Origin of the sequence: Modestobacter marinus, from assembly GCF_019799945.1 — a bacterium.
Taxonomy (GTDB): domain Bacteria; phylum Actinomycetota; class Actinomycetes; order Mycobacteriales; family Geodermatophilaceae; genus Modestobacter; species Modestobacter marinus_B.
In genome coordinates, this window is sequence record NZ_JABGCH010000001.1 from 106631 (window position 1) to 133126 (window position 26496).

The following is a 26496-nucleotide window of genomic DNA, read 5'->3' on the forward strand; positions in this document are numbered from 1 at the left end:
AGTCGCCACCTCTTTTCGGGCACGTTCGGTGTGTCGTTGCTGGCATAGCTGACCGATGGGCGAACTTCGAAAAACGATGCAGTAAGGCTGCCGACTCCCGTCTCCACGACAGGGTCCTCGCCACAGCTAATTCGGCACGGTGCTGCCTCCGCGTCCACGGCTTGGGTCATCGCGACAAGAAGCAGGATCAGGAGGACTAGTGCGCTGCGCATGATCAGCCGAACGACAGGTTGGACACAAGCCAGTGACCTTCCGACCAAGTCAGCGAGAGGCCGGCTGGGAGATCCTTAAGCTGTGGGGAACTGAGTTCGGCGATGGGTGTTCCCGTCGCGTCCAACACGTCGAGTGGTGCCTGGTCCACTACGAAGGCGAGTTCGGCGGCGTCATCGCTCAGAGCTGCGCCACCTAGTGATGTGATAGATAGCGTGCCACCGCGGTAGGTGTAGCCAGCAGCCTTGTCGCTTTCTGCGTCGCGAGCAATCCGGTCGCAAGTTTCACACGAGCTGCTGAATTCCTTAAGAGGACTTGCGTCGAGTGTCGCGGGGAGCCTGTTGATTAGTGCGATGTAGTAGTGCGTGAACGCTTGAGCGCCGGCTTCGGTTTGTTGTCGGGCCTCGATCGGCATGGGAAAATCGGGCGGGCCCAGGGGCTGGAGCGCCTCGCTCGACTCGGCAGCCGTGCTGCTCGTCGACGGCAGCGTCTCGTTGGCCTGCCGACCCTCCGAGCACCCCGCGAGCAGGGCCACACCCGCCACAGCCGCAGCCGCCGCCCGCACGAGACGCATCCGTCGTCCTCCCAGCAACCCCTCAGGAAAGTGCTCGGAGACTACGCAGGTCAGCGGCCCGTTGCGCCGTCCGTCCGCGCCGCCCTGTGGACAGCCCCTCAGCGCCGGCAGTAGACGGTCAGCGGTTCCCGCTTGCGGAACACGAACTCCGTGGCCGTCTCCCCGGTCTCCCCGTCGTAGGCGACCTGCTGCGGCCCCGACAGCGATCGCACGCGCAGCTCGCGCGCCTGCATGTCGGCGTACGTGCGGCTGTGGTCGCCGACGCCGAGCAGCGTCGCCAGCACCGCGCGTGTCCGCCCGAACCGCAGGTCGGCCCGCAGGTACTGCACGTCCAGCAGCCCGTCCTCCAGGCTCGGCCGCCACGCCGGCGACAGCCCCCGCGGCACGTAGCGGCCGTTGCCGATGAACAGCACCCACGCCGAGATCCGCCGTCCCTCGACCTCGAGCTCCACCGGCGACCCGTGCCGCAGCACCTGCGCCGTCGCCACGCTCAGCGCCACCCACTTGCCCAGCCGCCCGCTCAACCGGTCCCGCCGCCGGACCATCTCCGGATAGCTCCCGATGCTCGCCGTGTTCAGGAACGGCACCCCGTTCACCTCGGCGACGTCCACCCGCACCGCATCGCCACGCACCACCGCGTCGGCCGCCTCCGGCGGCGTCGCCACGCCCAGGTCGCGGGCGAAGTGGTTCAGGGTGCCGGCCGGGACGACGGCCAGCGGCAACCCGTGCTCCAGGGCGACCGCGGCCGCCGCCGCGACGCTGCCGTCGCCGCCGGCCACGCCCAGTGCCCGGGCCCGTCCCGAGCGGGCGGCCTCGCCGAGCAGCTCTCTGACGCCGGCCTCCTCGCTGAGCTCGAGCACCTCCGCCTTCGGCAGCAGCTCGGCGATGTCCGCCGCCGGGTCGTAGTCCTCCCGCCCGGACCGTGGGTTGACCGCGACCACCAGTCCCTCGCCGTCGGGCAACGCGGGCGCGTCGAAGGCCGGGCGCACCCGCGCCGGCTCGGTCGGGCGCACGCGCCACCAGTGCTGGCTGGCCAGCGCCACCGTGCTGCCGACGGCCATGCCGACGACGACGTCGCCCGGGTAGTGCACACCCACGTGGACCCGCGAGTAGCCGACCCCCGCCGCGAGCGGGGCCAGCAGTGCCCCCGTGACGGGGCTCTCCAGCGCAACCCCCGTGGCGAACGCCGCCGCGGACGCCGAGTGCCCGCTGGGGAAGGACAGCGTGTTCGGCGCCCGCCGGAGCGCCCGGGAGCTCGCCACGGTGGCGAGGTCCGGCCGCACGCGTCCGAACAACCGCTTGAGGACGACGTTCACCAGCGCGCTCGACACCATCAGCGAGCCCAGCCCGCGGACCGCGGAGCGCCGCGCCTGCCCGCGCCGCAGCCCCAGCACCCCGCCCACGAGCATCCACAGCTTGCCGTGGTCGGCCAGCCGGGACAGGTCCCGCAGCCAGCGGTCGACCCGGGTGGTGGGCAGCCGGCCGATGTGCGCCAGCAGCAGCGAGTCCCAGTGGCGGGGCGAGGGCACGTCCGGACGCTAGTGCAGCTCGCGCGGGCTCAGGTCCGCTGGCGGGCCCGGTAGGCGGCGACCGTGGAGCGGCTCGCGCAGGTGTTGGAGCAGTAGCGGCGGCTGGCGTTGCGCGAGGTGTCGACGTACACGTGCCCGCACCCCTCCGCCGAGCAGACGCCCAGTCGCCGCCAGCCGTGCTGGACGACCACCTGGGACAGCCCCATCGCGACCGTCGTCGTCAGCTGCTCGACCACCTCGGCGTCGGGCCGGGCGTAGTGCAGGTGCAGCTCGCCGTCGTGAGTGGTGGCGTACGGCCTGGGGGAGGCCAGCGCCAGCAGTGCGTTGAGCCGGTCCATCACCTCGGGCTCGCTCTGGGCGACGGCGACGTCCCGCACGAGGGCCGACGTCCGGGCCACCGCCTCCTGCTGCTGCGGCGAGAGCTCGGTCACCGTGCCCTCGGTGAACCACTCGCCGTGGGAGTCCAGGAACGCCTCCACCCAGCCCGGGGCCTGCGCATCTGCGTTGGCCAGGTCGATGGCCAGCTCGACAGCACTCGACCCGTAGGTGTCGTAGTCCATTTGACTCCCTACCCGCTGGTCCGTAACCTCTGGAATCTGTAGGTAGCCAACGCCCGTTCACCGCCTACAGATTCCCCGTCGCACAACTCGAAGTGAGCACAGTCATGCGTTCGTACCTCACCGTGTGGCGGCTGCCGTCCGCCCCGGTGCTGCTGCTGTCCGGGTTCGCCGGCCGCCTGCCGTCCTCCATGGTGCCGCTGGCGTTGCTGCTGATGGTGCAGGAACGCACCGGCTCGTTCGCCGTGGCCGGCGGTGTCTCGGCCACCTTCGGCGTCGCGACCGCGCTGATGGCGCCCGTGCTCGGCCGGCTCGCCGACCGGCGCAGCCCGCGCCCGGTCCTCCTCGTCCAGTCGGTCGTCTACCCGCTGCTGCTGGCGGTGGCCGCGGTCGTCGTCCTCGGTGACGCCCCGGTCTGGGCGATGCTCGCCGCGTCGGCCGGCGTCGGCGTCAGCAACCCGCTGGTCTCCGGCACCGTCCGCGCGCTGTGGTCCCGTGTCGACCCCGCCGTCCGGCCGCGGGCCTACGCGCTGGACGCCATCTCCACCGAGCTCGTCTTCGTCGCCGGGCCGACGGCGGTCGCCGCGCTGAGCTTCCTGGTCAGCCCGTCCGTCGCGCTGGCCGTGGCCGGTGCGCTGGGCGTGGCCGGTGCACTGGGCATCGCGAGCAGCCGGCCGATGCGGGCCTGGGTGCCGGTGCCCGCGGAGCGCCGTCCGCTGTTCGCGACGGTGACCGCGCCGGGCATGCCGCGCATCCTGCTCAGCGGCACGGCCCTGATGGTCGGCATCGGGGCGCTCGAGGTCGCCGTCCCCGCCTTCGCCGAGGCGGCCGGCTCGCCGGGGATGTCCGGCCTCCTGCTCGCGGTCTGGTCGCTCGGCTCCGCCGGCGGTGGGCTCTGGTTCGGCGCCCGGGTCATCAGTGCCTCGCTGCCGCGGCAGTACCGCTGGGGGATGCTCGGCATCACCCTGGGGCTGGCGCCGCTTGCCGCCGTCTCGAGTCCGTGGCTGCTCGGGATCCTGCTGTTCCTGGGTGGGACGGCGATCGCCCCCACGCTCACCGTGCAGAGCTCGCTGGTCGGCTCGATCGCCCCGGCGTCGGCGACCACGGAGGCCTTCACCTGGCTGTCGACCGTCTCGTTCGGCGCCTCGGCGATCGGTGCCGCCGTCAGCGGCTCGCTCATCGAGAGCTCGGCGGGGGTGGCCGGCGCCCTGGTCATGGCCACCGCGGCCGCGGCCGTCGCGGTCGGGATCACGCTCCTGCCCGGCCGTCGTCCGACACTCCCCAGCGCGCCGCGGCGGGACGTCGTCGCCGCCTGACGGGGGCGGAGGGACTCCCGACCCCCACCCCGGGAGTCCCTCCGAGGCGGCTGGTACCTTCTCTCTCGGTGGTTCCGAGGGGACTCGGACCCCGGGAGGCTTCGCCTAGTCCGGTCTATGGCGCCGCACTGCTAATGCGGTTTGGGGTAACCCCCCATCCCGGGTTCAAATCCCGGAGCCTCCGCGCGACAACTGAACACGCACCACGCGCCCGTAGCTCAACGGATAGAGCATCTGACTACGGATCAGAAGGTTAGGGGTTCGAGTCCCTTCGGGCGCACGTCTGGTTGAGACAGCGACGGCCTCGCCCTCCTCGGAGGGCGGGGCCGTTCGTGTTCCGGGGCGGCGGGTGCGGTGCCGCGCGGGAGCTTGGCGGGCGGGGGGCCGGTCCTGGCGGTCTGGCCGCGTTGGTCGGTCCGCTCCAGCGTTGGGGGGACCATTCTTAGCCGGCTTCCCCCGCCCGGACAGACTGTGACTCAGGGCACATCCATGGGTCAAGAGGACGTCGGCGCGTCGCCTGCGGCACGACCCAGACGCACGCGGAACCGGATCGGCCGTGTCCCGGTCAGGCGCGGCGGACGAGCACCTCGCGGATGAGCCGATCCACCGGGCTCCGGGACGGATGGGACAGGAGTGACGCACCGCAACTCGTCAGCACCCCAGGACATGATCAGGGCGGTTCCTGGGCAGACACGGCGGACGCTGCAGGAGCGCCGTCCGCCGGGCGCGCGAGATCGGGGGAAGCCGTGCCGACGACGACACCGTCCGCCCGCGCCGCGTCCTCCTCGCTGGGCACCGTGCTCGCCGGCGTCTGCGCGCTACTCGCCGCCGGGATCGCGCTGGCCGGGCCCGCCGGGGCGATCGAGGACCCGCGGCGGCCGACCGTGGCGGTGACGCACGGCCCCAGCTGCGGCCCCGGCGTGCTGCGCGCGGTGGTCACCAACGGCGACGAGGCCCACCGGGTCGCCCTGTGGTTCAACGGCACCGAGGAGCAGGCCGCCGCCGCGCTCGGCCCGGGGGAGCAGGTCGAGCTGGTCAGCCGGGACGTCGACTGGGCCGAGACCGTCGACGTGTCGGTCGCCGTCACCGATCTCGACGGTGCCGCGGAGGAGCCGCTCGAGCAGGGCACCTACACCCGGCCCAGCGTCGAGGACTGCGCGGCGACGGCCGTCTCGGCCGCGGGCCCGGGCCTCGAGAGCCCGGGGCTGCCGGCGCCGTCCGCCGTCCCGTCCGTGCCGGAGTCCGCGGACACCGGTGTCCCGGCGCCGTCGGGCACCACCGACCCGCCGTCTCCGGCGCCGTCCGCGAGCACCCCGCCGGTCACGAGCGCGCCGGACCCCACCGCACCGGGCACCGGCACGTCCGCGTCGGCCGACGCGGCCTCGCCGACCCCGGCGGGGGAGGCGTCGGTCGCCGTCGTCGCACCGGGCGGGGTGCTCACCGTGCGGGCCTCCGGCTTCGCGCCGGGGGAGCGCGTGGTGGTCTCCCTGGCCGACGCCGACCGCACGCTCACCACGGTCACCGCCGGGTCCGACGGCAGCGTCGAGGCGGTCGTGCAGATCCCCCGCGGCGCCGAGATCGGCACCGCGACCGTGCAGCTCGTCGGGTGGCAGTCCGCGGCGACGACCGGCATCGACCTGCAGGTGGCGGCGCGTGCGGAGCCGGTGGCCGACCCGGCCGACTCGCCGTCGACCACCGTCGCCGTGGTGGGACTGCTCGGCGCCGGCGGCGTCCTCGGCCTGACCGCCGCCCGGCGTTCCCGGGAGCCCACCCCGGGCGTCTGAACCCGGGCGCCCCGCCCCTCCCCGCCGACTTCCCCGGACGACAGGGACACGATGGACCAGGACATGGACATGGACCGACTGCAGGACGGCGCCCCACCGCGCGGCGTGCCCCGCGACGTCAGCGGGCTGGCCGCTGCCGGCCCCAGCGCCCCGGAGACGTGGCTGCGCATCGTCCAGGTGCACGACCGGATCACCCGGCGGGTCGACTCGGCCCTGCACCGCCAGCACGGGCTGTCGCTGACCGGCTTCGAGGTGCTGCGGCGGATCGCGGAGGCGCCCGACGAGCAGGCCTCGATGGGCGACCTGGCCGAAGCGGTCGGGCTGTCCCGGCCGGGCATCACCAGCACGGTCACCAGGCTCGTGGAGGAGGGGCTGGTGGTCCGCGAGCGCCGGGGCGCCGACCGCCGGCTGCTGCACGCCCGGCTCACCGACGTCGGCCGCGAGCGGGTGCGCGCGGCCCGGGAGACGCACGACGAGCTCGTCGCGCACCTGCTCACGCTGCTCGGGGACGACGCCGGAGTGGTCACCGACGCCCTGGCCCGGGTCTCCGCCGCCGCGCGCCGCAGCCGCTGAAGAGGTCGAGGGACCCCGTCCCACCCACCCTTGGGGCGCCGTGCGGTGAAAACTTCAAGCCCGTAGTGTTTCGCCGGCGATCTTCCGGGCACCGACCTGGGCATGACGGGTGACCTTCGCGCGTGCACGGTGGTCGTGCCCACGATCGGACGGCCGTCCTTGGACGTGCTCCTCGACGCGCTCGCCGGCGGCAGCGGCCCGCGGCCGGCCGAGATCGTGCTCGTCGACGACCGGCCGGGCGGGGCGCCCCTGCAGGCCGAGCGGGCCGGCCTGCCGCCGGTCCGGGTCGTCCGCACCGGCGGGCAGGGACCGGCCGCCGCCCGCAACCTGGGCTGGCGCACGGCCCGCACCGACTGGGTCGCGTTCCTCGACGACGACGTCGTCCCCGACCCGGACTGGTACGAGCGGCTGGCCGCCGACCTCGCAGGGCTGCCCGCCGACGTCGCGGGCACCCAGGGGCGCGTCCGGGTCCCGCTGCCCGGGCACCGCCGTCCCACCGACTGGGAGCGCGGCACCGCCGGGCTGGCCACCAGCAGCTGGATCACCGCCGACCTGGCCTACCGCCGGGCGGTGCTGGCCGCCGTCGGCGGGTTCGACGAGCGCTTCCCCCGGGCCTTCCGGGAGGACTCCGACCTCGCCCTGCGGGTGATGGACACCGGCTCGCGGCTGACCCGCGGCGACCGGTGGATCACCCACCCGGTGCGGCCCACCGACCGCTGGGTCTCGGTCCGCGTGCAGGCCGGCAACGCCGACGACGTCCTCATGCGGCGCCTGCATGGCCCCTCCTGGCGGCAGCGGGCCGACGCCACGGTGGGGCGCCGGCCCCGGCACCTGGCCGTCACCGCGGCCGCGTTGGCGGCGCTCGGCCTCGCCGCCGCCGGGAGGCCGCGGGCCGCCGCGCTTGCGGCAGCGGGCTGGGTGGCCGGCACCGGGGAGTTCGCCTGGGCCCGCATCGCGCCCGGCCCCCGCGACCGCACCGAGGTCACCAGCATGCTCGCGACCAGCGCGCTCATCCCGCCGCTCGCCACCTGGCACTTCCTGCGCGGCGCCGTCCGGCACCGCGCGGTCACCCGGTGGCGCGGACTCCCGGACCTGGTTCTGCTCGACCGGGACGGCACCCTGGTGCACGACGAGCCGTACAACGGCGACCCGGCCCGGGTCCGCCCGGTCGAGGGCGCCCGCGAGGCGCTGTATGCGCTGCGCGCCCGGGGGGTGCGCATCGGTCTGGTCACCAACCAGTCCGGCGTGGGCCGCGGGCTGATCACCCGGGAGCAGGCCGACGCGGTCAACGCCCGGGTCGCCGAGCTGCTGGGGCCCTTCGACACCGTGCAGGTCTGCCCGCACGCCCCCGAGGACGGGTGCGGCTGCCGCAAGCCCGCGCCCGGGATGGTCAAGGCCGCCTGCGCGGAGCTCGACGTCGACCCGGCCCGCTGCGTCGTCATCGGGGACATCGGCGCCGACGTCGAGGCCGCGGCCGCCGCCGGCGCGCACGGCATCCTGGTGCCCACGCCGGTGACCCGTCCCCAGGAGGTCACCGCCGCGCCCCATCGCGCCCCCACGCTGACCGAGGCGGTCGACGACGTCCTGGCCGGCGCCTGGTGAGGCGGGTCGTCCTGGTCGCCCGGCTGGACAATGCCGGTGACGTGCTGCTGCAGGGCCCGCTGGTCCGCGCGGTCGCGGCCGGCGCGGACCGGGTGGTCTTCCTCGCCAGCCCGCAGGGCACCGCCGCCGCCGAGCTGCTGCCCGGCGTCGACGAGGTGGTCACCTGGCACTGCCCGTGGATCGACGGCAACCCGCGGCCGGTGGACCCCGCCGACCTCGCCGCGCTGACCGACCGCGTGCGGTCCGCCGGGGTGACCGAGGCGGTCATCAGCACGAGCTTCCACCAGTCGCCGCTGCCGCTGGCCCTCGTCCTGCGCACCGCCGGGGTCGGGCGGCTCGCGGCGATCAGCGTCGACTACCCGGGGTCGTTGCTCGACGTCCGGCACCGGGTCGCCGACGACCTGCCCGAGCCGGAGCGGGCACTGTCCCTCGCCCGGGCCGCCGGGTTCGAGCTCCCCGACGGCGACGACGGGCGGCTCGCCGTCCGCCGTCCGCTGCCGCCGGCCGACCGCGAACCGGGCTATGTCGTCCTCCACCCCGGCGCTTCGGTGCCCGCGCGCGCCTGGCCGGCGCACCGCTGCGCCGAGGCCGTCGAGGCGCTGGCCGACGCGGGCTGGGAGGTGCTGGTCAGCGGCGGCCCGGGCGAGCGCGAGCTCACCGCCGCGGTCGCCGGCTCCCGCGGCACCGACCTGGGCGGGGCGACCACCCTGGCCGAGATGGCGGCGCTGCTGGACGGCGCCGCGGCCGTCGTCGTGGGCAACACCGGGCCCGCGCACCTGGCGGCCGCCGTGGGCACACCGGTCGTCTCGCTGTTCTCCCCGGTCGTCCCGGCGGTCCGGTGGGCGCCCTACGGCGTCCCGACGGTCCTGCTCGGTGACCAGTCCGCGCCCTGCCGCGACACCCGGGCCCGCGAGTGCCCGGTGCCGGGGCACCCCTGTCTGTCGTCGGTGACGGCGGCCGACGTGGTCGCCGCCGTCGGGAAGGTGGTGGCCGCATGAAGGTGCTGCTGTGGCACGTGCACGGCTCCTGGACGACGGCGTTCGTGCAGGGCCGGCATGAGTACCTGCTGCCGGTGACCCCCGATCGCGGCCCCGACGGGCTGGGCCGGGCGCGGACCTGGGACTGGCCGGCCGCCGCCCGCGAGGTGACGCCCGAGCAGCTGCGCGCCGAGGACGTCGACGTCGTCGTGCTGCAGCGCCCCCGCGACCTGGAGCTGGTCCGCGAGTGGCTCGGCCGCGAACCCGGCCGGGACCTGCCCGCGGTGTTCCTGGAGCACAACGCCCCCGACGGCGCCGTGCCGAACACCCGGCACCCGCTGGCCGACCAGCGGGACGTGCCGATCGCCCACGTCACGTACTTCAACCAGCTCTTCTACGACAACGGCTCGGCGCCGACCGTGGTGATCGAGCACGGCATCGTCGACCCCGGGGAGCGCTACACCGGCGACCTGGCGCGCGCCGCGGTGGTGGTCAACGAGCCGGTCCGCCGCGGCCGGTACACCGGCGGCGACCTGCTGCCGCTGCTGTCCTCGGCCGCGCCGCTGGACGTCTTCGGCATGGGCCTGGCCGGCCTGCACGAGCGCTACGGCCTGGACCCGGAGCGGGTCGGGTTGCACGACGACCCGCCGCAGGCCGAGATGCACGCCGAGCTGGCCCGCCGCCGCGTCTACGTCCACCCGGTGCGCTGGACGTCGCTGGGACTGTCGCTGCTGGAAGCGATGCACCTGGGCATGCCGGTCGTCGGGCTGGCCACCACCGAGGCGGTGGAGGCGGTCCCGGCCGAGGCCGGGGTGCTCTCCACCCGCCCGGAGCGGCTCGCCGCCGCCGTCCGGGAGTTCGTCGCCGACCCCGACGCCGCCCGGCTGGCCGGAAAGGCGGCCCGGACCGCTGCACTGGAGCGGTACGGGCTGGCACGCTTCCTGGCCGACTGGGATGCCCTCCTCGGAGAGGTGACGAGATGACGACCACGCCCCTGCTGCCGGCCCGCCGGCCCGCCGACCCGTCCGGCTGCGCCCGGCTGCGGATCAGCCTGGTCAGCGAGCACGCCAGCCCGCTGGCGGCGCTCGGCGGCGTCGACGCCGGCGGCCAGAACGTGCACGTCGCCGCGCTGGCCGCGGGCCTGGCGCAGCGCGGGAACCAGGTCACCGTGCACACCCGCAGGGACGACCCCGACCTGCCCGACCGGGTGCTCACCGCGGACGGCTACGAGGTCGCGCACGTCGCCGCCGGCCCGGCCCGGACGCTGCCCAAGGATGCGCTGCTGCAGCACATGGGGACCTTCGCCGACGTGCTCGCCGCCGAGTGGAGGGCCACTCCGCCCGACGTGGTGCACGCGCACTTCTGGATGAGCGGGCTGGCGTCGGTCCAGGCCGTTGCCGCGCTGCCCACCCGCATGCCGGTGCTGCAGACCTTCCACGCCCTGGGCTCGGTGAAGCGCCGGCACCAGGGTGACGCGGACACCTCGCCCGAGCAGCGGATCGACCTCGAGCGCGGGCTGTGCCGGGACGTCGACCACGTGGTCGCCACCTGCTCCGACGAGGTCTTCGAGCTGCGCCGGCTGGGTCTGTCCAGCGACCGGGTCTCGATCGTCCCGTGCGGGGTGGACACCGCCGTGTTCACCCCGCGCGGGCCGGTGGCGCCGCCGTCCGGGCGGCCGCGGCTGCTCGTGCTCGGCCGGCTGGTGGAGCGCAAGGGCCAGGAGGACGCCGTCCGCGCGCTGGCCGCCGTCCCGGACGCCGAGCTGGTGGTCGTCGGCGGCCCGCCGGTGGCCGACCTGGACGACGACCCCGAGGTGCAGCGGCTCCGCGGGATCGCCGACGAGCTGGGGGTCGCCGACCGGCTGGTCTTCACCGGCGCCGTCGCCCGCGCCGACGTGCCCGGCTGGGTGCGCTCGGCCGACGTCGTGCTCGCCGTCCCCTGGTACGAGCCGTTCGGCATCACCCCGCTGGAGGCGATGGCCTGCGGGCGTCCCGTGGTGGCCACCGCGGTCGGCGGGCTGGTCGACAGCGTCGTCGACGGCGAGACCGGCGACCTCGTGCCGCCCCGGGACCCGGAGCGGCTCGGCGCGGTGCTGGCCGCGCTGCTGGCCGACGAGACCCGCCGGGTCGCCTACGGCGCCGCCGGCGTGAAGCGCGCCCGCAGCCGGTACCGCTGGTCCCGGGTCGTCGCCGACACCGATGCCGTCTACCGCCAGGTCCTCTCCGCCCGTGCACCGGTGGAGGCCGCCCGATGAGCCCCCGTGGAGGGAACCCGATGAGCGCCGCCCCGATCCGTGCCGCCGAGGTGGTGTCCCCGGACACCTGCACCCACCTGACCGGGCACGACCACGTCGCCTCGCTGACCGCCGCGCTCCGGGACCTGTCCCGGCACGTCGACACGCTCGACCGGTGGGGGCGGCTGCTGGCCGGCGTGCTCTGCGGCGAGGACCGGGGTCGGCTGCTGGCCGCCGGGAACGGGGGCAGCGCCGCCCAGGCGCAGCACCTCACCGCCGAGCTGGTCGGCCGGTACCGCGCGGACCGCCCGCCGTTCTCCGCGATCTGCCTGACCGCCGAGACGTCCAGCCTCACCGCGATCGCCAACGACTACCCGGCCGACGAGCTGTTCGCCCGGCAGGTCGAGGCGCACGGCCGGCCCGGGGACGTGCTGGTGCTGCTGTCCACCTCCGGCCGGTCGCCGAACGCGGTGGCCGCGGCCCGCCGGGCCCGCGACTGCGGGATCACGGTGCTCGCGATGACCGGACCGGCGCCCAACCCGCTGGAGGCGGTGGCCCACGACGCGGTCTCCATCGACTCGCCCTGGACGGCGACCGTGCAGGAGTGCCACCTGGTCGGGCTGCACCTGCTGTGCGCCGCGTTCGACGCCGCGGTGCTGGCCGACTCGCCGCGGATCTCCTCGACCAACCACGTGGAGGTCATCACGTGAGCGGCCCCGTGGTGGTGGTCGGCGACGCGCTGCTGGACGTCGACCTGGTCGGCACCGCCTCGCGGCTCACGCCGGACGCGCCGGTGCCGGTCGTCGAGGACGTCCAGCGCCGGGAACGCCCCGGCGGTGCCGCGCTCGCCGCCGTCCTGGCCGCGCAGTCCGGCGCCGACGTGGTGCTGGTCACCCCGCTGGCCGACGACGAGGGCGCCGAGCGGCTCCGGGCGCTGCTCGACGGCCGGGTGCGGCTGATCGCGATCCCGGCCACCGGCGGCACGGCGGTCAAGCAGCGGGTGCGCGTGGGCGACCACTCCGTCGTCCGGCTGGACAGCGGTGCGCCGGCGGCCCAGCTCGGCGCGCTGCCGGCCGAGGCGGCCCGGGCGATCCGGAACGCGGCCGCGGTGCTGGTCGCCGACTACGGCCGGGGGACGACGTCGGCGCCCGACGTCCGGCAGGCGCTGGCGGCCGCCCGCGGCCCGGTCGTCTGGGACCCGCACCCCCGCGGCGCGGACCCGGTGCCCTCGACCAGGCTGGTCACGCCCAACGGCGCGGAGGCCGCCCGGGTGGTGCCCGACGTCGCGGGCAGCGGCCTGGCCGTGGTGGGCGCCCGGGCCGAGGCGCTCATCCGGCACTGGGGCGTCGGCGCGGTCGCCGTGACCCTCGGCTCCCGCGGTGTCCTGCTCTCCTACGGCGAGGGCGCGCCCATGGTCGTGCCGGCCACGCCGGTGACCGGAGGCGACCCGTGCGGTGCCGGTGACTCCTTCGCCGCCGCGGTCACCGTCGCGCTCGCCGGCGGGGCCGTGACGGGCGAGGCCGTCACCAGCGCCGTCGCCGCCGCCGGCGCGTTCGTCGCCCGCGGCGGGGCCTCCTCCTGGGACGCCGTGCCCGCCGCCGACGCCCAGCCGGCCAGCGACCTCGACGCGCTGTTCGCCCGGGTGCGCGCCGCGGGCGGCACCGTCGTGGCCACCGGCGGGTGCTTCGACCTGCTGCACGCCGGTCACGTCGCCACCCTGCGGGCCGCCCGCGGGCTGGGCGACTGCCTGGTCGTGTGCATCAACTCCGACGCCTCGGTCGCCCGGCTCAAAGGCCCCTCGCGGCCGCTGGTCCCCGCCGAGGACCGGGCGCGGGTACTGGAGGCGCTGGAGTTCGTCGACGCCGTGGTCGTCTTCGACGAGGACACCCCGGCGCAGGTGCTCGACCGGCTCCGGCCCGACGTCTGGGCCAAGGGCGGCGACTACGCGGGCGCCGACCTGCCCGAGGCCGCGGTGCTCCGGCAGTGGGGCGGGCAGGCCGTCGTCCTGCCGTACCTGCCCGGCCGCTCGACCACCGCCCTGGTCGAGCGCTCCCGCGTGTGGTGAAGGACCCACCTGCCCCCCAGGCCTCGCAAGCTCGGCCCGGGCCCCTGCAGCAGGGCCGTTCCATCGACCAGTCGACGGCGGTCGTGCTGCGGCCGCTGGGGCTCGGGGACCTGCTGACCGGAGTGCCGGCGATCCGCGGGATCCGGGCGGCGGTGCCCGGCCACCGGCTGGTGCTGGCGACCACCCGAGCGCTCGAACCGCTGGCCGGGCTGATCGACGCGGTCGACGAGGTGCTGCCGGCGGTCGAGCTCGAGCCGCTGGACTGGTCCGGGCCGCCCCCGGAGCTCGCCGTCGACCTGCACGGCAAGGGACCGGCGTCGCACGTCGTCGTCGCCGGCCTGCATCCGCGGCGGCTGCTCACCTTCGCCAGCCCCGGCTACCCGGGACCCACCTGGTACCCCGACGAGCACGAGGTCCGGCGCTGGTGCCGGCTGGTGAGCGAGGGCCTGGGCGTCGACTGCGACCCCGACGCCCTCGACCTGCGGGTGCCGGACGTCGAGCCACCGGTGCGCGACGTCGCGGTCGTCCACCCGGGGGCCGCCTTCCCGGGACGCCGCTGGCCGCCGGAGCGCTTCGCGGCGGTGGCCCGCCACCTGGCCGACGCGGGGGAGCGGGTGGTGGTCACCGGCGGCCCGGCCGAGCGGGACCTCGCCCGGCACGTCGCGGAGCTGGCCGGGCTGGGGGAGGAGGCGGTGCTGGCCGGGAGGACGACGTCCCTCCAGCTCGCCGCCGTCGTCGCCGCCGCCCGGGTGGTGGTCTGCGGCGACACGGGGGTGGCGCACCTGGCCACCGCGTACCGCCGTCCCTCGGTGGCGCTGTTCGGGCCGGTGTCGCCGGCGCTGTGGGGGCCGCCGCGCCGCGCGCAGCACGTGGTGCTGTGGCACGGCGACGGCACGGGCGACCCGTGGGGCACCGAGCTGGACCCCGCGCTCGCGCGGGTCACCGTTGACGAGGTGGTCGACGCCCTGGACGGCCTCCTGGACCGGGTGCCCTAACCGGCGCGGGCAGCCAGGGGCTCGCGCTGCGCGGCGAACCACTCGACCGTGCGGCGCAGCCCCTCCGCCGAGGGCACCGACGGCCGCCAGCCGAGTCGCTGCTCGGCCAGCAAGATGTCGGGTCGCCGCACCTTCGGGTCGTCCACCGGCAGGTCGATGAAGCTGATCTTGGAGCAACACTTCGGGCCCGAAGTTCCGCCCACCCGGGTGAGGGGCCGGGTGGGCGGGGCCGGCCGGTCACTGGAGGTAGTTCTCCACCTGCGGCTCGGGGCGCGGCTGGGCCTCGTCCGGGTCCTCGCCGTACTGGCGCTTGGCGTCCCGCTGGCGGATCAGGTCCCAGAGCTGGTCGCGGTCCTCCTCGATCTGCCGCAGGCGGGCCCGCTGCGCCTCGGTGTGCTCGGGGCCGTCGCGCAGCCGGTGCTCCTCCTCCACCAGCTCCTCGATGCGGCTGCGGATCTCCTTGTCGTCCATCAGATCCCTCTCGTCGTGTCGTCGGGTCGTCGGGTCGTCGGGTCGTCGGGTCGTCGGGTCGTGCCTTGCCCCGAGCCCACCGTCCTCACGCCTGGCGTCCGGAGGAGCCGGGCACCCAGCCCTCCACGAAGGCCGCCAGGCGCCGCGTCACCGCGCCCCCGGCGCGGCCCAGCGCCAGCAGCGCCGGGCGGTCCAGAGGCACCCGGACCGGCCGGCGGCCCGCCGGGTCGCCCAGCGCCGTCCGCACCGCGTGCCCGGCGGCGACGAGCTCGGCCACCGGCCGGTCGAGCTGGGCACGCACCCGGTCCAGGGCCGCCGCGGCGGGTCCGGCGTTGCCCTCGACCAGCGCGGTGACGAACGCGGGGTCGCTGCCGATCACCCGGGTGCCGTCCCGGAAGCTGCCGGCGGCCAGCGCGAGGGCGAGCGGTCCCGCCTGCTCCGCGGCAGCGGCCAGCGCGGCGGCCAGCAGGTGGGGGACGGCGCTGATCGCGGCGACCGCGTCGTCGTGCTCGGCGGCGGTCACCGGCACGACCTCGGCGCCCACGGTCAGCGCGACTTCGGCGACCCGCAGCCAGCGCCGCAGGTCGGTGTCCGGCTCCAGGCAGAGCGCCCAGCGGGCTCCGGTGAAGAGGGACGGGTCGGTGGCCGCGTGGCCGGACCGTTCCGTCCCGCACATGGGATGACCGCCGACGTAGCGGTCCCCGAACCGCGGGCCGAGGGCGCCGAGCACCGGGACCTTGATCGAGCCGACGTCGGTGACTGTGGCGTCCGGGGCGACGGTGAGGTCGTCCAGCGCCCGGCCCAGCACCGGCAGCGGGACGGCGAGGACGACGACGCCCCCGACCTCCGGGGTGATCCGGACCCCCCGCGCGGCGGCGGCGTCCCGGGCCGCGGGATCGACGTCCCAGCCGCGGACCTCCCGGCCCGCCGCGTCCAGCGCCGCGGCGAGGGACCCGCCGAGCTGCCCCAGCCCGACCACGGAGACCGGCGGCACGGGCATGGTCGGCACCGGGAACGCGGTCACGCCTCCACCTGCCAGGGGGTGCCGAGCCGGAAGACGCGGGCCAGCGCCGTCGCCACCCGCCGTCCGTCCTGCGCCATCGCCTCGATCGGGTAGACCGCCGTCCGGCCGGTGCGGTGCAGCTCGACGCCCTCGGCGACCAGCCGGTCACCGGGCCGCCCGGGGGTCAGGAACTCGGTGTGCACGTCCTGGGCCACCGCCAGGGTGCCGTGGCTGTTGCTGACCGCCGCGTGCACGACGTCCAGCAGGGCCATCGTGGCGCCTCCGTGCGCGGTGCCGACGGCGTTGAGCAGGTGCGGGTGCACGGTCATCGCCGCGCGGGCGTAGCCGGGCCGGACCTCCTCCAGGGCGATGCCCAGGTGCGCGGCCAGCGGGTCGGCGGCGAGGGCGGTGAACAGCCCGGGTGGAACGGCGGCGCTGTCCTGCGCGGGGGCGTCGGCCATGATCAGAGGCTATGACGCCCTCGCCGGCTCCCCGCGCCGCATGACCGCGCTGCTGCCGAGCTTCGCCGTCCGCGTCGGCCGCGCCGACGGGCGATGGCGGTGCGAGCTGCTGGCCGCCGACGCCTCCGACGAGCTGCCGGTGCTCGAACGGGCGCTGGGGGAACCGGGCTCGGCGGAGTGGCCCGGGCCGTTCGTCGTCGTGGTCGACAGCCGGCTGTACTTCGTCGTGCTGCGGCACGGCCCCGGCGGCATGGTGCGGGCGTTGATCTCCGACGCGACGTTCCAGGAGTGGCTGCTCGCCGCCGAGGTGGTCGAGCGCTACGGGATCGCGGTTGACGAGGCCTCGTTCGACGAGGACGAGGAGGGCTGGCCCGGGGGAGACCTGGACGTGCTCGCCGACGCCGGGCTCCCTGCCGAGGAGCTGGGCCGGCTGGTCGGCGCGGACGACCTGTGGGCCGACGAGATGGTGCTGCGGATCGCGGAGCGGATCGGGTTCGGCGACGAGCTGCGGACGGTGGTGGCCGCGTGAGTGTCGGCCGGACGGCTGATCGCGGAGGCGATCTCATGCGCACGGTGACCGCCGTCGTCTTCGACCTGGGCGGGGTGTTCACCGAGACCCCGGTCGCCGCGTACGCCGCGTACGAGACCGAGGCGGGGCTCCCCGACGGGCTGATCCGCCGGCTGCACACCACCGACCCGGACACCAACGCGTGGGCCCGCTTCGAGCGCGGCGAGCTGGACGTCGCCGGCTTCCGGGCCGCGTTCGAGGCCGAGGCCCGGGCCGCCGGCCACACCCTCGACGCCGACCGGGTGCTCGCCACCCTGGGCGGGGCGCTGCGGCCGGGGATGGTCGCGGCCGCCCGGCGACTGCGTGCGGCCGGGCTGCCGCTGGGCATGCTCTCCAACAACGTGGCGCCGATGGACCGTGCCGGTCCCCTGGGGGAGCTGCTGGGGCTGTTCGACGCCGTCGTGGAGTCCTCGGTGGAGGGCCTGCGCAAGCCGGAGCCGGAGATCTACGCGCGTGCCCTGCAGCGGCTGTCCGCGGCGGTGGGCCGGCCGATCGCCGCAGCGGAGTGCGTGTACCTGGACGACAAGCGGATCAACCTCGAGCCCGCCCGCGCGCTGGGGATGCGGACGATCGAGGTCGTCGACCCGGACGACGCCCTGGCGGAGTTGTCCACGCTGACCGGGCTGAGGCTGCGGTGACCAGTTCTCCGGATCCCTGTGCTCTGCCTGCGTCTGGCATGCAGAGCACAGGGATCCGGAAGGTGGTCCGGTGACCGACGACGAGGCGATGCTGCGGGCGCTGGAGCTGGCCGCCGCGGCGCAGGAGTGGGGCGACACGCCGATCGGCGCCGTCGTCCTCGGCCCGGACGGCGCCGTGCTGGCCGAGGCCGCCAACGAGCGGGAGAAGCGGGGCGACCCGACCGCGCACGCGGAGGTGCTCGCCCTGCGCGAGGCAGCCCGGCTGCACGGCGACGGCTGGCGGCTGACCGGCGCCACGCTCGTGGTCACCCTGGAGCCCTGCACGATGTGCGCCGGCGCCAGCGTGCTCGCCCGGGTCGCCCGGGTGGTCTACGGCGCCGACGACCCGAAGGCCGGTGCCGCGGGGTCGCTGTGGGACGTCGTCCGCGACCGCCGGCTCAACCACCGGCCCGAGGTGGTGGCGGGGGTACGGGCCGCGGAGTCCGGCGCGCTCCTACGCGCCTTCTTCCGCTCGAAGCGCGGCCTGTAGTCTCGTCGGCGGTGGCGTGTCCGAGCGGCCGAAGGAGCACGCCTCGAAAGCGTGTGAGGTGCAAGCCTCCGTGGGTTCAAATCCCACCGCCACCGCAGATCGACGGCGGCGTCCCGACTCCGGGGCGCCGCCGTCGTCGTTCACACGGCCAGGTCGTAGTCGATCAGCAGCCGACCGTCGTCGTCCCGGACCAGCGTGATCTCGTGCCGCTCGGCGCTGACGCTGCCGTCCTCCTCCCGGAACGTGACCGGCGCGGTCGCCACGAGGGAGCCGTCCTGCGCCTGGACCGCACCCAGTTCCACCGATCGGAACCGGCTCCAGAAGGCGATGTAGTCACCGCGGCCGCCGACCTGCGCGCGCAACCGCGGGCCGGTCTGCTCCCAGGCCGCCTCGGGGTCGTCCGGCAGGAGCGCGTAGTAGTTCGTGACCGCCTGCTGCACCTCGGCGGCCGTGTCCGGGGCCGGAGCGGGCGGCGGTGAGGGCTCGGTGGTGGTCGGCGGCGCCGACGACGAGGTCGTCTGCTCGGTCGTCGAGGGCGCTGCCGTGCTGGACGGTGCCGGGGTCGACGGCGCCGGCGTGCTCCGCGGTGCAGAACTGGACTGGGCGGCGGGTGCGCCGCCGTCCGCGGGGTCCCGGTTCACCCACAGCACCCCGGCGGTGACCAGCCCGGCCAGCAGCACGAGGATGAGCGCGGCGACCAGCACCCCCCGCCGGCGGGCCGGTGCCGCCGGGCTGCGGGGGGCCGCCGATCGGGGCGGCCCGGCCATCGCAGAAGGCTCACCGGGAGGCGCGGCGGGGGGCTCGGCGAAGACCGACCCGACGGCGGTCGGCGGACCACCGGCGAGCGCGGAGGTCGGAGGCGGCGCGTCGCCGGAGACGGCCCGGAGATCGGCGACGGTCGGGGGCAGAGCGGTGCGCGCGTTGAGCACCTCCGTGACGTCGCCGTCCCGGCCGGCGGCCAGCTGCGCCAGCTGGTCCCGGACCTCGGGCATCGTGGGGCGCTTCGCCGGGTCGGCGTTGAGCATCTTCATCAGCGGCCGGGTGAGGGCGCCGGCGTTCCGCGGCCGCTGGAAGTCGCCTCCGGAGACCCGGTAGAGCATCTCCAGCGGGTTCTCGCTCATGCCGAACGGCGGGGTGCCCTCGAGGCAGGCGTAGAGCGTGGCGCCCAGAGAGAAGACGTCGCTGGCCGCGTCGGGGTCGTGGCCGCGCGCCACCTCGGGCGCGAGGAAGGCCGGCGTCCCCTTGACCACGCCGGTCTGGGTCAGCGAGACGTCACCGGTCGCCCGGGAGATCCCGAAGTCGGTGATCTTCACCAGCCCCTGGCTGCGCGACCCCTCGCCGATGAGGATGTTGCCCGGCTTCACGTCCCGGTGGACGACGCCGGCCGCGTGGACGGCGACCAGCGCGTCGGCCACCTGGGCACCGATCTGCGCCACCTGCGCAACGGGGAGAGTGCCCCCTTCCTGCAGCACCGCGGCCAGGCTGCGGGAGGGCAGGTACTCCATGACCAGCCACGGGGTCCCGGCGTCGTCGACCATGTCGAACACCGAGACGGCGTGCGGATGGCTGAGCCGGGCGGCGATCCGCCCCTCGCGCATCGCCGCCTCGCGGTGCCCCGCGGTCACCTCCGCGTCGCTGCCCGCGGGAATGAGGACCTGCTTCATCGCGACGTCCCGGCCCAGCAGCTCGTCGCGGGCCAGCCACACCGCGCCCATCGCCCCTCCGCCGAGGCGGGAGCGCAGCAGGTAGCGGTCGGCCACCCGGTCGCCCGGCACCGTCACCGGCGTCGTCCGTTCAGCACCGGTGTGCCGCGGGCTCAGGCGGAGACGGGCGCCCCGAACCGGCGCGCGTACTCGGCCTGGGCCCCCTCGGGCAACGCGTCGAACAGCTCACCGAGCTCGGGGATGGAGCTGTCCGGCAGCTCGTCGAACAGCTGGGACCAGCTCGGCGGGTCCTCGTGCCCGCGGGTGAGCAGCAGCTCCCACGCGCGGCTCTGCCGGTCCCGCTGCGCGCGGTCGGCGACCATGGCGGACAGGTAGGCGTCCTTCGCGGCGTCCTTCTCGGCGCGGGTGGCGTCGGCGGGGAGGTTGCTCGGGTCGGTCTCTCGCAGCGCCGCGACGATCGCCGCGACGACCTCGGGGCGCACCTGTTCGGGCTCGCTCATGTCCGTCCTCCCGGTCGCTGGGTCTCTTCGGCGGTCGCCGTCCCCGGTCACTCAACCACCCCCGCGACCCGCGGGCCGGGCGAGGCCCCGGGGCGCGGCTGACTGGTCCGGGTCTGCCCGGTAGACTGCCCCGCACTGGAGGATTCGCCTAGTGGCCTATGGCGCTCGCTTGGAAAGCGGGTTGGGTGCAAGCCCTCGGGAGTTCGAATCTCCCATCCTCCGCAGGTAGAGCGCCATCACGGCGCCGAGCATCAGGGCTCCTCCGGCCAGCGCCGCCGGGGAGAGCCGCTCGCCCAGCAGCACGGTGGCCAGCGCGGTCGCCGTGAGCGGCTCGAGCAGCGTCACGATCGAGGCCACCGCGGCCGGCACCACCCGCACCCCGGCGAAGAACAGCCCGTAGGCCAGCGCGCTGGGCACCGTCCCCAGGTAGAGCAGCAGCGCCAGGCTCACCGGGTCGCCGGTCAGGTCCAGCCCGGCCACCAGCGCCACCCCGGTGAGCAGCACCGCGCCGATCACGAACCCGGCGGTCGTCGTGGGCACGCCGTCCGGCACGCCGGCGGAGGCGATCACGACGCCCGCGTAGGCGATCGCGCAGCCGGCCGCGGACAGCGCCCCCAGCAGGACGGCGTCCCCGGCGTCGCCGCCCGCGGAGACGCCGACCAGCAGCACCAGCCCGGCCAGCGCCACGCCCAGCGCCGTGGTGGTGGCGCGGTCCGGGCGCCCGTGGCCGAGGACCGTGGTGCCCACGGCCACCAGCAGAGGCGCCAGGCCGAGGGCGACGAGTGTCGCGATGCTCACACCGGCGGCGGGGACGGCGGCGAAGTACGCGCACTGGTAGGTGGCCAGCCCCGCACCCACCAGCAGCAGCCGGCCGCGCGCCGCGCGGGGGAGCAGCGCCGGGGCCCCGGCGCGGCGGCGGACCGCCAGGTGCGCGGCGAGCAGCACGGCTGCGCCGACGGCCATGCGGTGCCAGGCGATGTCGAGGGGGTCCAGGCCGGTGCGCCGGGCGACGACGTCGGCGCAGACGCCGGACGTGCCCCAGCACAGCGCGGCGAGGACGACGAGGAGGAAGCCGCGGGCGGACGCGGTGGGAGTGGGGTTCGTGCGGGTGGACATGACGCTCCTGGGTGGTTCCGGAAGAGGGGACGCGGTCCGGAACACGGCGCAGGAGCCCCCGCCGGTCGGCGGGAGGCGGTCAGCCCGGCGGTGCTCCGGTCAGGAGCGCGGCGGGGGCAGGACGAGGAGGCGCCCGGTCATGGCGGAGGAGCGTAGCGGGGCGGTCCGCGGACGGCACCCGACTTTCCGGCCGCCGGCGTCCACTACAGTGGAGGCCGACCCCTCGTACGGCGTCATCCTGTGAACCTCCCCAGGGCCGGAAGGCAGCAAGGATAAGCGGGCTCTGGCGGGTGTGCGGGGGGTCCCTTTACGTCCTGGGCCTCCCCGCTCGGCTTCGTCCAGGGGCTCGCTGCGAGCCGGCGAGCGGTGAGGGGGGACGAGGTCCGTTGAGTAACCTCGGTGCGTGGCTCTGGCGCTCTACCGGAAGTACCGCCCGGCGACCTTCGCCGAGGTGGTCGGGCAGGAGCACGTCACCGCCCCGCTGATGAACGCGGTCGACAGCGGGCGGATCAACCACGCCTACCTGTTCAGCGGCCCGCGGGGCTGCGGCAAGACGTCCTCGGCGCGGATCCTGGCCCGCTCGCTGAACTGCGAGCAGGGGCCGACGTCGACCCCCTGCGGGGTCTGCGGGTCGTGCATCTCGCTCGCCCCCGACGGGCCCGGCTCGATCGACGTCATGGAGATCGACGCGGCCAGCCACGGTGGTGTCGACGACGCCCGCGACCTGCGTGAGAAGGCGTTCTTCGCGCCGGTGCACAGCCGCTACAAGGTCTACATCGTCGACGAGGCGCACATGGTGACCACGCAGGGCTTCAACGCCCTGCTCAAGGTGGTCGAGGAGCCGCCGGAGTTCCTGGTCTTCGTCTTCGCGACGACGGAGCCGGAGAAGGTGCTGCCGACCATCCGGTCGCGCACCCACCACTACCCGTTCCGGCTGGTGCCGCCGAGCACGCTGCGCGGGCTGCTGGAGAAGACCTGCGCCGCCGAGGGCGTGCAGGTCGAGCCGACCGTGTTCCCGCTGGTCGTGCGGGCCGGTGGCGGCTCGGTGCGCGACTCGCTGTCGATCCTCGACCAGCTGCTGGCCGGCGCCGGGTCCGCGGGCGTCACCTACGCCGATGCCGTGGGCCTGCTGGGCGTCACCGACGACGCGCTGCTCGACGAGACGGTCGACGCCCTCGCCGCCTCCGACGCCCCCGGGGTGTTCCAGGCGGTCGACCGCGTGGTCGAGGCCGGGCACGACCCGCGGCGGTTCGCCACCGACCTGCTCGACCGGCTGCGCGACCTGATCGTGCTCAACGCCGTGCCGGAGGCGGGCGGCAACGGGCTGCTCGACTGCCCGCCGGACCGGCTGGACCTGATGACCCGCCAGGCCCACGCGCTGGGGGCGGCCACGCTGTCCCGGCTGGCCGACACCGTGCACGAGGGCCTCACGGAGATGCGCGGGACGACGGCGCCCCGGCTGCTGCTGGAGCTCGTGTGCGCCCGGATGCTGCTGCCCGGGGTGGACGGCTCGGCGGCCGCGACGCTGCAGCGCCTCGAGCGGCTCGAGCGCCGGATGTCGATCGCCGGCGAGCACGCCGGCCGACCGGAGCCGATGGTCGCACCGGTCCGGGAGCCGGTGCGCGAGGCGGCCCGCGAGGTGGCCCCGGTGGCGGCTCCCGCGGTGGCTCCCGAGCCTGCTGCGCCGGCGTCGTCCGGCTCGCGCGGGGCGTACGTGCGCCCTTCCCAGCGCGGCCCGGCCCCTGCCCCGGCTGCCGGGTCCGCTCCGGCAGCCGCCCCCTCGGCCCCTCCGGCACCCCCGCAGGAGAGCCGGCCCGCCGGCCCCGGGACGGCGGCGTCCCCGCCGGCGGCGGCACCCGAGGGCGACGACGGGTGGCCGGTCACCGCGCGCCCGGGTTCGGGCACGCCCGCCCGCCCGGCAGCTCCGGCCGAGCCCGCCCGTCCGGCCGAGGCTGCGCCGGCGCCCGAGCAGCGCCGTCCCCGGGTGACCGCCGGCGAGCCGGACATCCCCCTGCCGCCCGAGCCGAGCGACGAGGAGGAGGACTGGCCGCAGCCCGCCCGCCCGTCCGCGCCGCCCAGCGCCCCGGCGCCCCGACCCGTGCCGGCTGCGCCGGGTCCCGCGCCCACGCCACCGCCCCCGACGGCGGAGTCGGCGCCGCAGCCGCGGGGCGGGGAGCCCACCCCGGTCGTGTCGGCCACCCCCGAGCCGGCCGCCGGCGACGGGCAGCTGACCACGGCCGACGTCCGGCGGATCTGGCCGGAGCTGATGAAGGTGGTGCGCGGGCACAAGCGCACCACCGAGGCGCTGCTCAAGAGCGCGCAGGTGCACGACGTGACCAACGGCGTGCTCACCCTGGCGGCCACGTCCCCGGCGCTGGCCAAGATGCTGGGTGACGACCTGAACAAGGACGTCGTCCGCCAGTCGCTGGAGGAGCTGCTCGGCGTCCGGTGGAAGGTCCAGGTCGTCGTCGACCAGCCCGGCCAGCCGGCCGCCGGCCCGACCGTCACGCCGGAGGCGGCGCGGGCGGCGGTCGAGAAGGCCGAGCGGGCCGAGGCGGCCGAGCTGCTGGCCGAGCGCGACGCCGCGCCCGGCACCGAGGACGCCGCACCCGTGGTGGACGCCGAGCAGGCGGCGCTGGCGCTGCTGCGCGCGCAGCTGGGCGCCCGCCCGATCGACAGCTGACCCAGGCCGACACGTCGCGTCCCGGGCAGGCCGTCGTCCCGAGCGCCTACTCTCGGTACATGCCCGGACCCGGACGCCAGCCCGACATGCAGCAGCTGATGAAGCAGGCCCAGAAGATGCAGCAGCAGCTCGCCGCCGCGCAGGAGGAGCTGGCCGCGGCGGAGGTCACCGGCACCGCCGGTGGCGGGCTGGTCAGCGCGACGATGACCGGCAGCGGTGAGATCACCGCGCTGACCATCGCGCCCGCCGCGGTCGACCCCGACGACGTCGAGACCCTGCAGGACCTCGTCATCGCCGCGATCCGGGACGCCCAGCGCGGCGTCAACGACCTCGCCTCCCGCACCATGGGCCCGCTCGCCGGCGGCCTCGGTGGCGGGCTGGGTCTGCCCGGCCTCTGACCCACCCGCGGGGCCCCGTGCCCCGCCCAGCTGTAGGAGCACCGTGTACGAGGGCGCTGTCCAGGACCTCATCGACGAGCTCGGGCGACTGCCCGGCGTCGGTCCCAAGAGCGCGCAGCGCATCGCCTTCCACCTGCTGGCCGCCGAGTCGGCCGACGTGGGCCGGCTGGTCGCCGCGCTCCAGCGGGTGCAGGCGGAGGTCCGCTTCTGCGTGACCTGCTTCAACGTCGCCGAAGGCGAGCAGTGCCGCATCTGCCGCGACCCGCGGCGCGCGCTCGACGTCATCTGCGTCGTGGAGGAGCCCAAGGACGTCGTCGCGATCGAGCGCACCCGGGAGTTCCGGGGTCGCTACCACGTGCTCGGTGGGGCGATCAGCCCCATCGAGGGCATCGGCCCCGACGACCTGCGGGTCAAGGAGCTCATGACCCGGCTGATGGACGGCACGGTCACCGAGTTGATCATCGCCACCGACCCCAACCTGGAGGGCGAGGCGACCGCCGCCTACCTGGCGCGGCTCGTCGGTCCGCTGGGGATGGCGGTCTCCCGGCTGGCCAGCGGGCTGCCGGTGGGCGGTGACCTGGAGTACGCCGACGAGGTCACCCTCGGCCGGGCGTTCGAGGGCCGCCGCCGCATCGACGCCTGAAGGAGGACCCCGTCCTCCTCACCCCTCGCAGGCTCGGGGTGAGCCTCTGGACGGGGCCGTTCCAGGCTGCTGTCAGGCGTCGCGCTGCGGTCAGTCGTCGACGACGACGTCGTCGCCGCGGCGGAGGGCGCGGCGCACGCGCAGCCGGACCACCTGGCCGAAGAGCTTGACCAGGCCGGAGTAGCCCGGGGCCGGGCCGTGGTAGCCGAGGAAGCCGCGCGGCCCGGACACCATCTCGCCGGTGTGCAGGTCGTAACGGCTCTGGTGCCACGGGCAGACCAGGCAGTTCTCCGCGTCGACGCTGCCCTGCGCGAGGTCGGCGAGCTGGTGCCGGCAGCGCCGGGAGACCGCGACCAGCCGGCCGTCTGCGTTGGCCACCGCCCAGTGCCCGGCGGGCCGGACGGTGCCCGGTGGGAGGTCACTGGCGCGGACACGATCGGGCTCGGGCACGGGCTCCTCCTGGCTGGGGAGTGCGGTCGGTGCCCGGTGGCCTACCCAGCGGAACGACGTGCAGACGTCGTGTCGCCCGGCACGAGGAACCGTCGGTGGGTGGTGGCACGGTCGCTCCCTCGGCCGTCCGGCCGAGTGCACATCCTCACCGAGGAGGACCCATGCCCACCCGAGACACCGCCTGGCCGACCGGCACCCCCTGTTGGGTCGACCTGGGCGTGCCGGACATCGAGGCCGCACGCCACTTCTACAGCTCGTTGCTCGGCTGGACCTACGAAGGCGGTGAGGAGGAGTACGGCGGCTACCTGCTGGCGCTGTCCGGTGGACGCAAGGCCGCCGGGCTCGGGCCGCAGATGGACCCGGACGACCCGCCCCGCTGGACGACGTACTTCGCCACCGACGACGCCGACGCCACGGCTGCCCGGATCACCGACGCCGGAGGATCGGTGGTCATGCCGCCGATGGACGTCGGGCCGATGGGCCGGATGGCGATCGCCGTCGACCGGCAGGGCAACCCGTTCGGCCTCTGGCAGTCCGGCGTCATCACCGGGGTGGAGGTCTACAACGAGCCGGGATCGCTGGTCTGGAACGAGGCGGCCGTCGACGACCAGGCGGCCGCCCGCGAGTTCTACACCGCGGTCTTCGGGTTCACCTGGGACGAAATCCCCGACTCCGGGGGCTACTCCACGTTCTCCAGCGAGGACCGCCCCCTCGGTGGTCTCGGCGGGCTGGCCCCGGGGCTCCCGCGCGGCTGGCAGGCCTGCTTCTCCGTGGCGAACACCGACGAGGCCGTCCGGACCGTCGAGGCCGGCGGCGGCAAGGTGCTGATGGCTGCCGAGGACACGCCCTACGGCCGGTTCGCCGTGGTCGCCGACCCGTGGGGCGCGTCGTTCTCGGTGATGCAGCCGCAGGACGGCTGACGCTCCGGGCCTGACATCCGGCCGGCCAGCTCCTGAC

General features: G+C 75.7%; 27 protein-coding genes, 4 tRNA genes, 1 other RNA gene and 1 pseudogene. 22 read left to right on the top strand and 11 right to left on the bottom strand.

Annotated elements, in window-relative coordinates; all coding sequences use genetic code 11:
* Nucleotides 1–214 precede the first annotated feature (214 nt).
* The 3 genes from HK417_RS00480 to HK417_RS00490 all read right to left on the bottom strand — a co-directional run bounded on the left by HK417_RS00480 (nt 215) and on the right by HK417_RS00490 (nt 2873).
* Nucleotides 215–784: a DUF6318 family protein gene (locus tag HK417_RS00480; RefSeq protein ID WP_222262243.1), complete on the bottom strand. Its 570-nt coding sequence runs from the start codon at nt 782–784 to the stop codon at nt 215–217.
* 98 nt (nt 785–882) lie between these two features.
* Nucleotides 883–2313 (bottom strand): bifunctional phosphatase PAP2/diacylglycerol kinase family protein, encoded by a 1431-nt coding sequence (locus tag HK417_RS00485; RefSeq protein WP_222262245.1) that lies wholly within the window; start codon nt 2311–2313, stop codon nt 883–885.
* Between the two features lie 29 nt (nt 2314–2342).
* Nucleotides 2343–2873 (bottom strand): CGNR zinc finger domain-containing protein, encoded by a 531-nt coding sequence (locus HK417_RS00490; RefSeq protein ID WP_222262247.1) that lies wholly within the window; start codon nt 2871–2873, stop codon nt 2343–2345.
* 104 nt (nt 2874–2977) lie between these two features.
* Between HK417_RS00490 and HK417_RS00495 the strand changes: the two genes are divergently transcribed.
* The 12 genes from HK417_RS00495 (at nt 2978) to HK417_RS00550 (ending at nt 14415) form a co-directional block, all read left to right on the top strand.
* Nucleotides 2978–4186 carry an MFS transporter gene (locus HK417_RS00495; RefSeq protein ID WP_222262248.1) on the top strand — a complete coding sequence of 403 codons (1209 nt, stop codon included), beginning with the start codon at nt 2978–2980 and terminating at the stop codon, nt 4184–4186.
* Between the two features lie 94 nt (nt 4187–4280).
* Nucleotides 4281–4370, top strand: a tRNA-Ser gene (locus HK417_RS00500).
* A gap of 23 nt (nt 4371–4393) precedes the next feature.
* A tRNA-Arg gene (locus HK417_RS00505) sits at nt 4394–4466 on the top strand.
* A 466-nt stretch (nt 4467–4932) separates the two neighbouring features.
* The gene (locus HK417_RS00510) at nt 4933–5970 is read left to right on the top strand and encodes a hypothetical protein (protein WP_222262249.1); all 1038 of its coding nucleotides are present in this window, start codon (nt 4933–4935) and stop codon (nt 5968–5970) included.
* A gap of 69 nt (nt 5971–6039) precedes the next feature.
* Nucleotides 6040–6543: a MarR family winged helix-turn-helix transcriptional regulator gene (locus tag HK417_RS00515; protein ID WP_222262250.1), complete on the top strand. Its 504-nt coding sequence runs from the start codon at nt 6040–6042 to the stop codon at nt 6541–6543.
* A gap of 102 nt (nt 6544–6645) precedes the next feature.
* A complete protein-coding gene (locus tag HK417_RS00520) occupies nt 6646–8145 on the top strand; it encodes an HAD-IIIA family hydrolase (protein WP_222262251.1) in 1500 nt (499 codons plus the stop codon).
* Nucleotides 8142–9143 carry a glycosyltransferase family 9 protein gene (locus tag HK417_RS00525; RefSeq protein ID WP_308123280.1) on the top strand — a complete coding sequence of 334 codons (1002 nt, stop codon included), beginning with the start codon at nt 8142–8144 and terminating at the stop codon, nt 9141–9143. The genes HK417_RS00520 and HK417_RS00525 overlap by 4 nt, the downstream gene beginning before the upstream one ends.
* A complete protein-coding gene (locus tag HK417_RS00530) occupies nt 9140–10105 on the top strand; it encodes a glycosyltransferase (RefSeq protein WP_222262252.1) in 966 nt (321 codons plus the stop codon). Before HK417_RS00525 ends, HK417_RS00530 begins: the two co-directional genes overlap by 4 nt.
* On the top strand, nt 10102–11376 hold the full coding sequence (locus HK417_RS00535; RefSeq protein ID WP_222262254.1) for a glycosyltransferase: 1275 nt from the start codon (nt 10102–10104) through the stop codon (nt 11374–11376). The genes HK417_RS00530 and HK417_RS00535 overlap by 4 nt, the downstream gene beginning before the upstream one ends.
* 20 nt (nt 11377–11396) lie before the next feature.
* Nucleotides 11397–12065, top strand: coding sequence for a D-sedoheptulose-7-phosphate isomerase (locus tag HK417_RS00540; protein ID WP_261325561.1), 669 nt, complete (start codon nt 11397–11399; stop codon nt 12063–12065).
* On the top strand, nt 12062–13420 hold the full coding sequence (rfaE2, locus tag HK417_RS26275) for a D-glycero-beta-D-manno-heptose 1-phosphate adenylyltransferase (protein WP_222262258.1): 1359 nt from the start codon (nt 12062–12064) through the stop codon (nt 13418–13420). Before HK417_RS00540 ends, rfaE2 begins: the two co-directional genes overlap by 4 nt.
* Entirely contained in the window at nt 13417–14415 is a 999-nt protein-coding gene (locus HK417_RS00550; protein WP_308123281.1) for a glycosyltransferase family 9 protein, read from the top strand. The genes rfaE2 and HK417_RS00550 overlap by 4 nt, the downstream gene beginning before the upstream one ends.
* Here HK417_RS00550 and HK417_RS00555 read toward each other — a convergent pair.
* The 4 genes from HK417_RS00555 to HK417_RS00570 form a co-directional block, all read right to left on the bottom strand.
* Nucleotides 14412–14618 (bottom strand): hypothetical protein, encoded by a 207-nt coding sequence (locus tag HK417_RS00555; RefSeq protein WP_261325562.1) that lies wholly within the window; start codon nt 14616–14618, stop codon nt 14412–14414. The genes HK417_RS00550 and HK417_RS00555 overlap by 4 nt on opposite strands.
* Nucleotides 14619–14652: 34 nt before the next feature.
* Entirely contained in the window at nt 14653–14886 is a 234-nt protein-coding gene (locus HK417_RS00560; protein ID WP_222262260.1) for a DUF2630 family protein, read from the bottom strand.
* Nucleotides 14887–14971: 85 nt separating this feature from the next.
* A complete protein-coding gene (locus HK417_RS00565) occupies nt 14972–15910 on the bottom strand; it encodes a prephenate dehydrogenase/arogenate dehydrogenase family protein (RefSeq protein WP_222262262.1) in 939 nt (312 codons plus the stop codon).
* Nucleotides 15907–16350 carry a PaaI family thioesterase gene (locus HK417_RS00570; RefSeq protein ID WP_222262263.1) on the bottom strand — a complete coding sequence of 148 codons (444 nt, stop codon included), beginning with the start codon at nt 16348–16350 and terminating at the stop codon, nt 15907–15909. Before HK417_RS00570 ends, HK417_RS00565 begins: the two co-directional genes overlap by 4 nt.
* Between HK417_RS00570 and HK417_RS00575 the strand changes: the two genes are divergently transcribed.
* The 4 genes from HK417_RS00575 (at nt 16349) to HK417_RS00590 (ending at nt 18180) form a co-directional block, all read left to right on the top strand.
* Nucleotides 16349–16879: a tRNA adenosine deaminase-associated protein gene (locus HK417_RS00575; protein WP_261325563.1), complete on the top strand. Its 531-nt coding sequence runs from the start codon at nt 16349–16351 to the stop codon at nt 16877–16879. The genes HK417_RS00570 and HK417_RS00575 overlap by 2 nt on opposite strands.
* A gap of 35 nt (nt 16880–16914) precedes the next feature.
* Complete coding sequence (locus HK417_RS00580) at nt 16915–17556, top strand: HAD-IA family hydrolase (RefSeq protein WP_222262265.1); 642 nt, start codon at nt 16915–16917, stop codon at nt 17554–17556.
* Nucleotides 17557–17626: 70 nt separating this feature from the next.
* Nucleotides 17627–18085 (top strand): nucleoside deaminase, encoded by a 459-nt coding sequence (locus HK417_RS00585; protein WP_222262267.1) that lies wholly within the window; start codon nt 17627–17629, stop codon nt 18083–18085.
* A 10-nt stretch (nt 18086–18095) separates the two neighbouring features.
* Nucleotides 18096–18180: transfer RNA gene (locus tag HK417_RS00590), tRNA-Ser, on the top strand.
* A gap of 45 nt (nt 18181–18225) precedes the next feature.
* On the opposite strand, the gene HK417_RS00595 is transcribed toward HK417_RS00590, so the two are convergent.
* Both HK417_RS00595 and HK417_RS00600 read right to left on the bottom strand, forming a co-directional pair.
* Nucleotides 18226–19866 carry a serine/threonine-protein kinase gene (locus HK417_RS00595; protein ID WP_222262269.1) on the bottom strand — a complete coding sequence of 547 codons (1641 nt, stop codon included), beginning with the start codon at nt 19864–19866 and terminating at the stop codon, nt 18226–18228.
* A gap of 35 nt (nt 19867–19901) precedes the next feature.
* Nucleotides 19902–20249: a hypothetical protein gene (locus HK417_RS00600; RefSeq protein ID WP_222262271.1), complete on the bottom strand. Its 348-nt coding sequence runs from the start codon at nt 20247–20249 to the stop codon at nt 19902–19904.
* 137 nt (nt 20250–20386) lie between these two features.
* On the opposite strand from HK417_RS00600, the gene HK417_RS00605 reads away from it, so the two are divergent.
* Nucleotides 20387–20471, top strand: a tRNA-Ser gene (locus tag HK417_RS00605).
* A gap of 63 nt (nt 20472–20534) precedes the next feature.
* Here the strand turns inward: HK417_RS00605 and HK417_RS00610 are convergent.
* Nucleotides 20535–21365, bottom strand: a pseudogene (locus HK417_RS00610) (DMT family transporter); the annotation flags it as partial.
* 214 nt (nt 21366–21579) lie between these two features.
* Between HK417_RS00610 and ffs the strand changes: the two are divergent.
* The 4 genes from ffs to recR all read left to right on the top strand — a co-directional run bounded on the left by ffs (nt 21580) and on the right by recR (nt 25089).
* Nucleotides 21580–21675, top strand: an RNA gene (gene ffs, locus HK417_RS00615) — signal recognition particle sRNA small type.
* Nucleotides 21676–21768: 93 nt separating this feature from the next.
* The gene (locus HK417_RS00620) at nt 21769–24048 is read left to right on the top strand and encodes a DNA polymerase III subunit gamma and tau (RefSeq protein ID WP_222262273.1); all 2280 of its coding nucleotides are present in this window, start codon (nt 21769–21771) and stop codon (nt 24046–24048) included.
* A gap of 59 nt (nt 24049–24107) precedes the next feature.
* Nucleotides 24108–24446, top strand: coding sequence for a YbaB/EbfC family nucleoid-associated protein (locus HK417_RS00625; protein ID WP_261325564.1), 339 nt, complete (start codon nt 24108–24110; stop codon nt 24444–24446).
* Nucleotides 24447–24489: 43 nt separating this feature from the next.
* Nucleotides 24490–25089: a recombination mediator RecR gene (gene recR / locus HK417_RS00630; RefSeq protein WP_222262275.1), complete on the top strand. Its 600-nt coding sequence runs from the start codon at nt 24490–24492 to the stop codon at nt 25087–25089.
* Between the two features lie 90 nt (nt 25090–25179).
* Here recR and HK417_RS00635 read toward each other — a convergent pair whose 3' ends face one another.
* A complete protein-coding gene (locus tag HK417_RS00635; RefSeq protein ID WP_222262277.1) occupies nt 25180–25539 on the bottom strand; it encodes a Rieske (2Fe-2S) protein in 360 nt (119 codons plus the stop codon).
* Between the two features lie 161 nt (nt 25540–25700).
* Between HK417_RS00635 and HK417_RS00640 the strand changes: the two genes are divergently transcribed.
* Nucleotides 25701–26459 carry a VOC family protein gene (locus tag HK417_RS00640; RefSeq protein ID WP_222262279.1) on the top strand — a complete coding sequence of 253 codons (759 nt, stop codon included), beginning with the start codon at nt 25701–25703 and terminating at the stop codon, nt 26457–26459.
* The last annotated feature ends 37 nt before the right edge of the window (nt 26460–26496 follow it).

Coding starts and splice junctions, on each gene's coding strand:
- HK417_RS00480 (WP_222262243.1), bottom strand. CDS start 784: ATGCGTCTCGTGCGGGCGGCGGCTGCGGCTGTGGCGGGTGTGGCCCTG.
- HK417_RS00490 (WP_222262247.1), bottom strand. CDS start 2,873: ATGGACTACGACACCTACGGGTCGAGTGCTGTCGAGCTGGCCATCGAC.
- HK417_RS00495 (WP_222262248.1), top strand. CDS start 2,978: ATGCGTTCGTACCTCACCGTGTGGCGGCTGCCGTCCGCCCCGGTGCTG.
- HK417_RS00515 (WP_222262250.1), top strand. CDS start 6,040: ATGGACCGACTGCAGGACGGCGCCCCACCGCGCGGCGTGCCCCGCGAC.
- HK417_RS00520 (WP_222262251.1), top strand. CDS start 6,646: ATGACGGGTGACCTTCGCGCGTGCACGGTGGTCGTGCCCACGATCGGA.
- HK417_RS00530 (WP_222262252.1), top strand. CDS start 9,140: ATGAAGGTGCTGCTGTGGCACGTGCACGGCTCCTGGACGACGGCGTTC.
- HK417_RS00535 (WP_222262254.1), top strand. CDS start 10,102: ATGACGACCACGCCCCTGCTGCCGGCCCGCCGGCCCGCCGACCCGTCC.
- HK417_RS00540 (WP_261325561.1), top strand. CDS start 11,397: ATGAGCGCCGCCCCGATCCGTGCCGCCGAGGTGGTGTCCCCGGACACC.
- HK417_RS00560 (WP_222262260.1), bottom strand. CDS start 14,886: ATGGACGACAAGGAGATCCGCAGCCGCATCGAGGAGCTGGTGGAGGAG.
- HK417_RS00575 (WP_261325563.1), top strand. CDS start 16,349: ATGATCAGAGGCTATGACGCCCTCGCCGGCTCCCCGCGCCGCATGACC.
- HK417_RS00570 (WP_222262263.1), bottom strand. CDS start 16,350: ATGGCCGACGCCCCCGCGCAGGACAGCGCCGCCGTTCCACCCGGGCTG.
- HK417_RS00580 (WP_222262265.1), top strand. CDS start 16,915: ATGCGCACGGTGACCGCCGTCGTCTTCGACCTGGGCGGGGTGTTCACC.
- HK417_RS00600 (WP_222262271.1), bottom strand. CDS start 20,249: ATGAGCGAGCCCGAACAGGTGCGCCCCGAGGTCGTCGCGGCGATCGTC.
- HK417_RS00625 (WP_261325564.1), top strand. CDS start 24,108: ATGCCCGGACCCGGACGCCAGCCCGACATGCAGCAGCTGATGAAGCAG.
- HK417_RS00640 (WP_222262279.1), top strand. CDS start 25,701: ATGCCCACCCGAGACACCGCCTGGCCGACCGGCACCCCCTGTTGGGTC.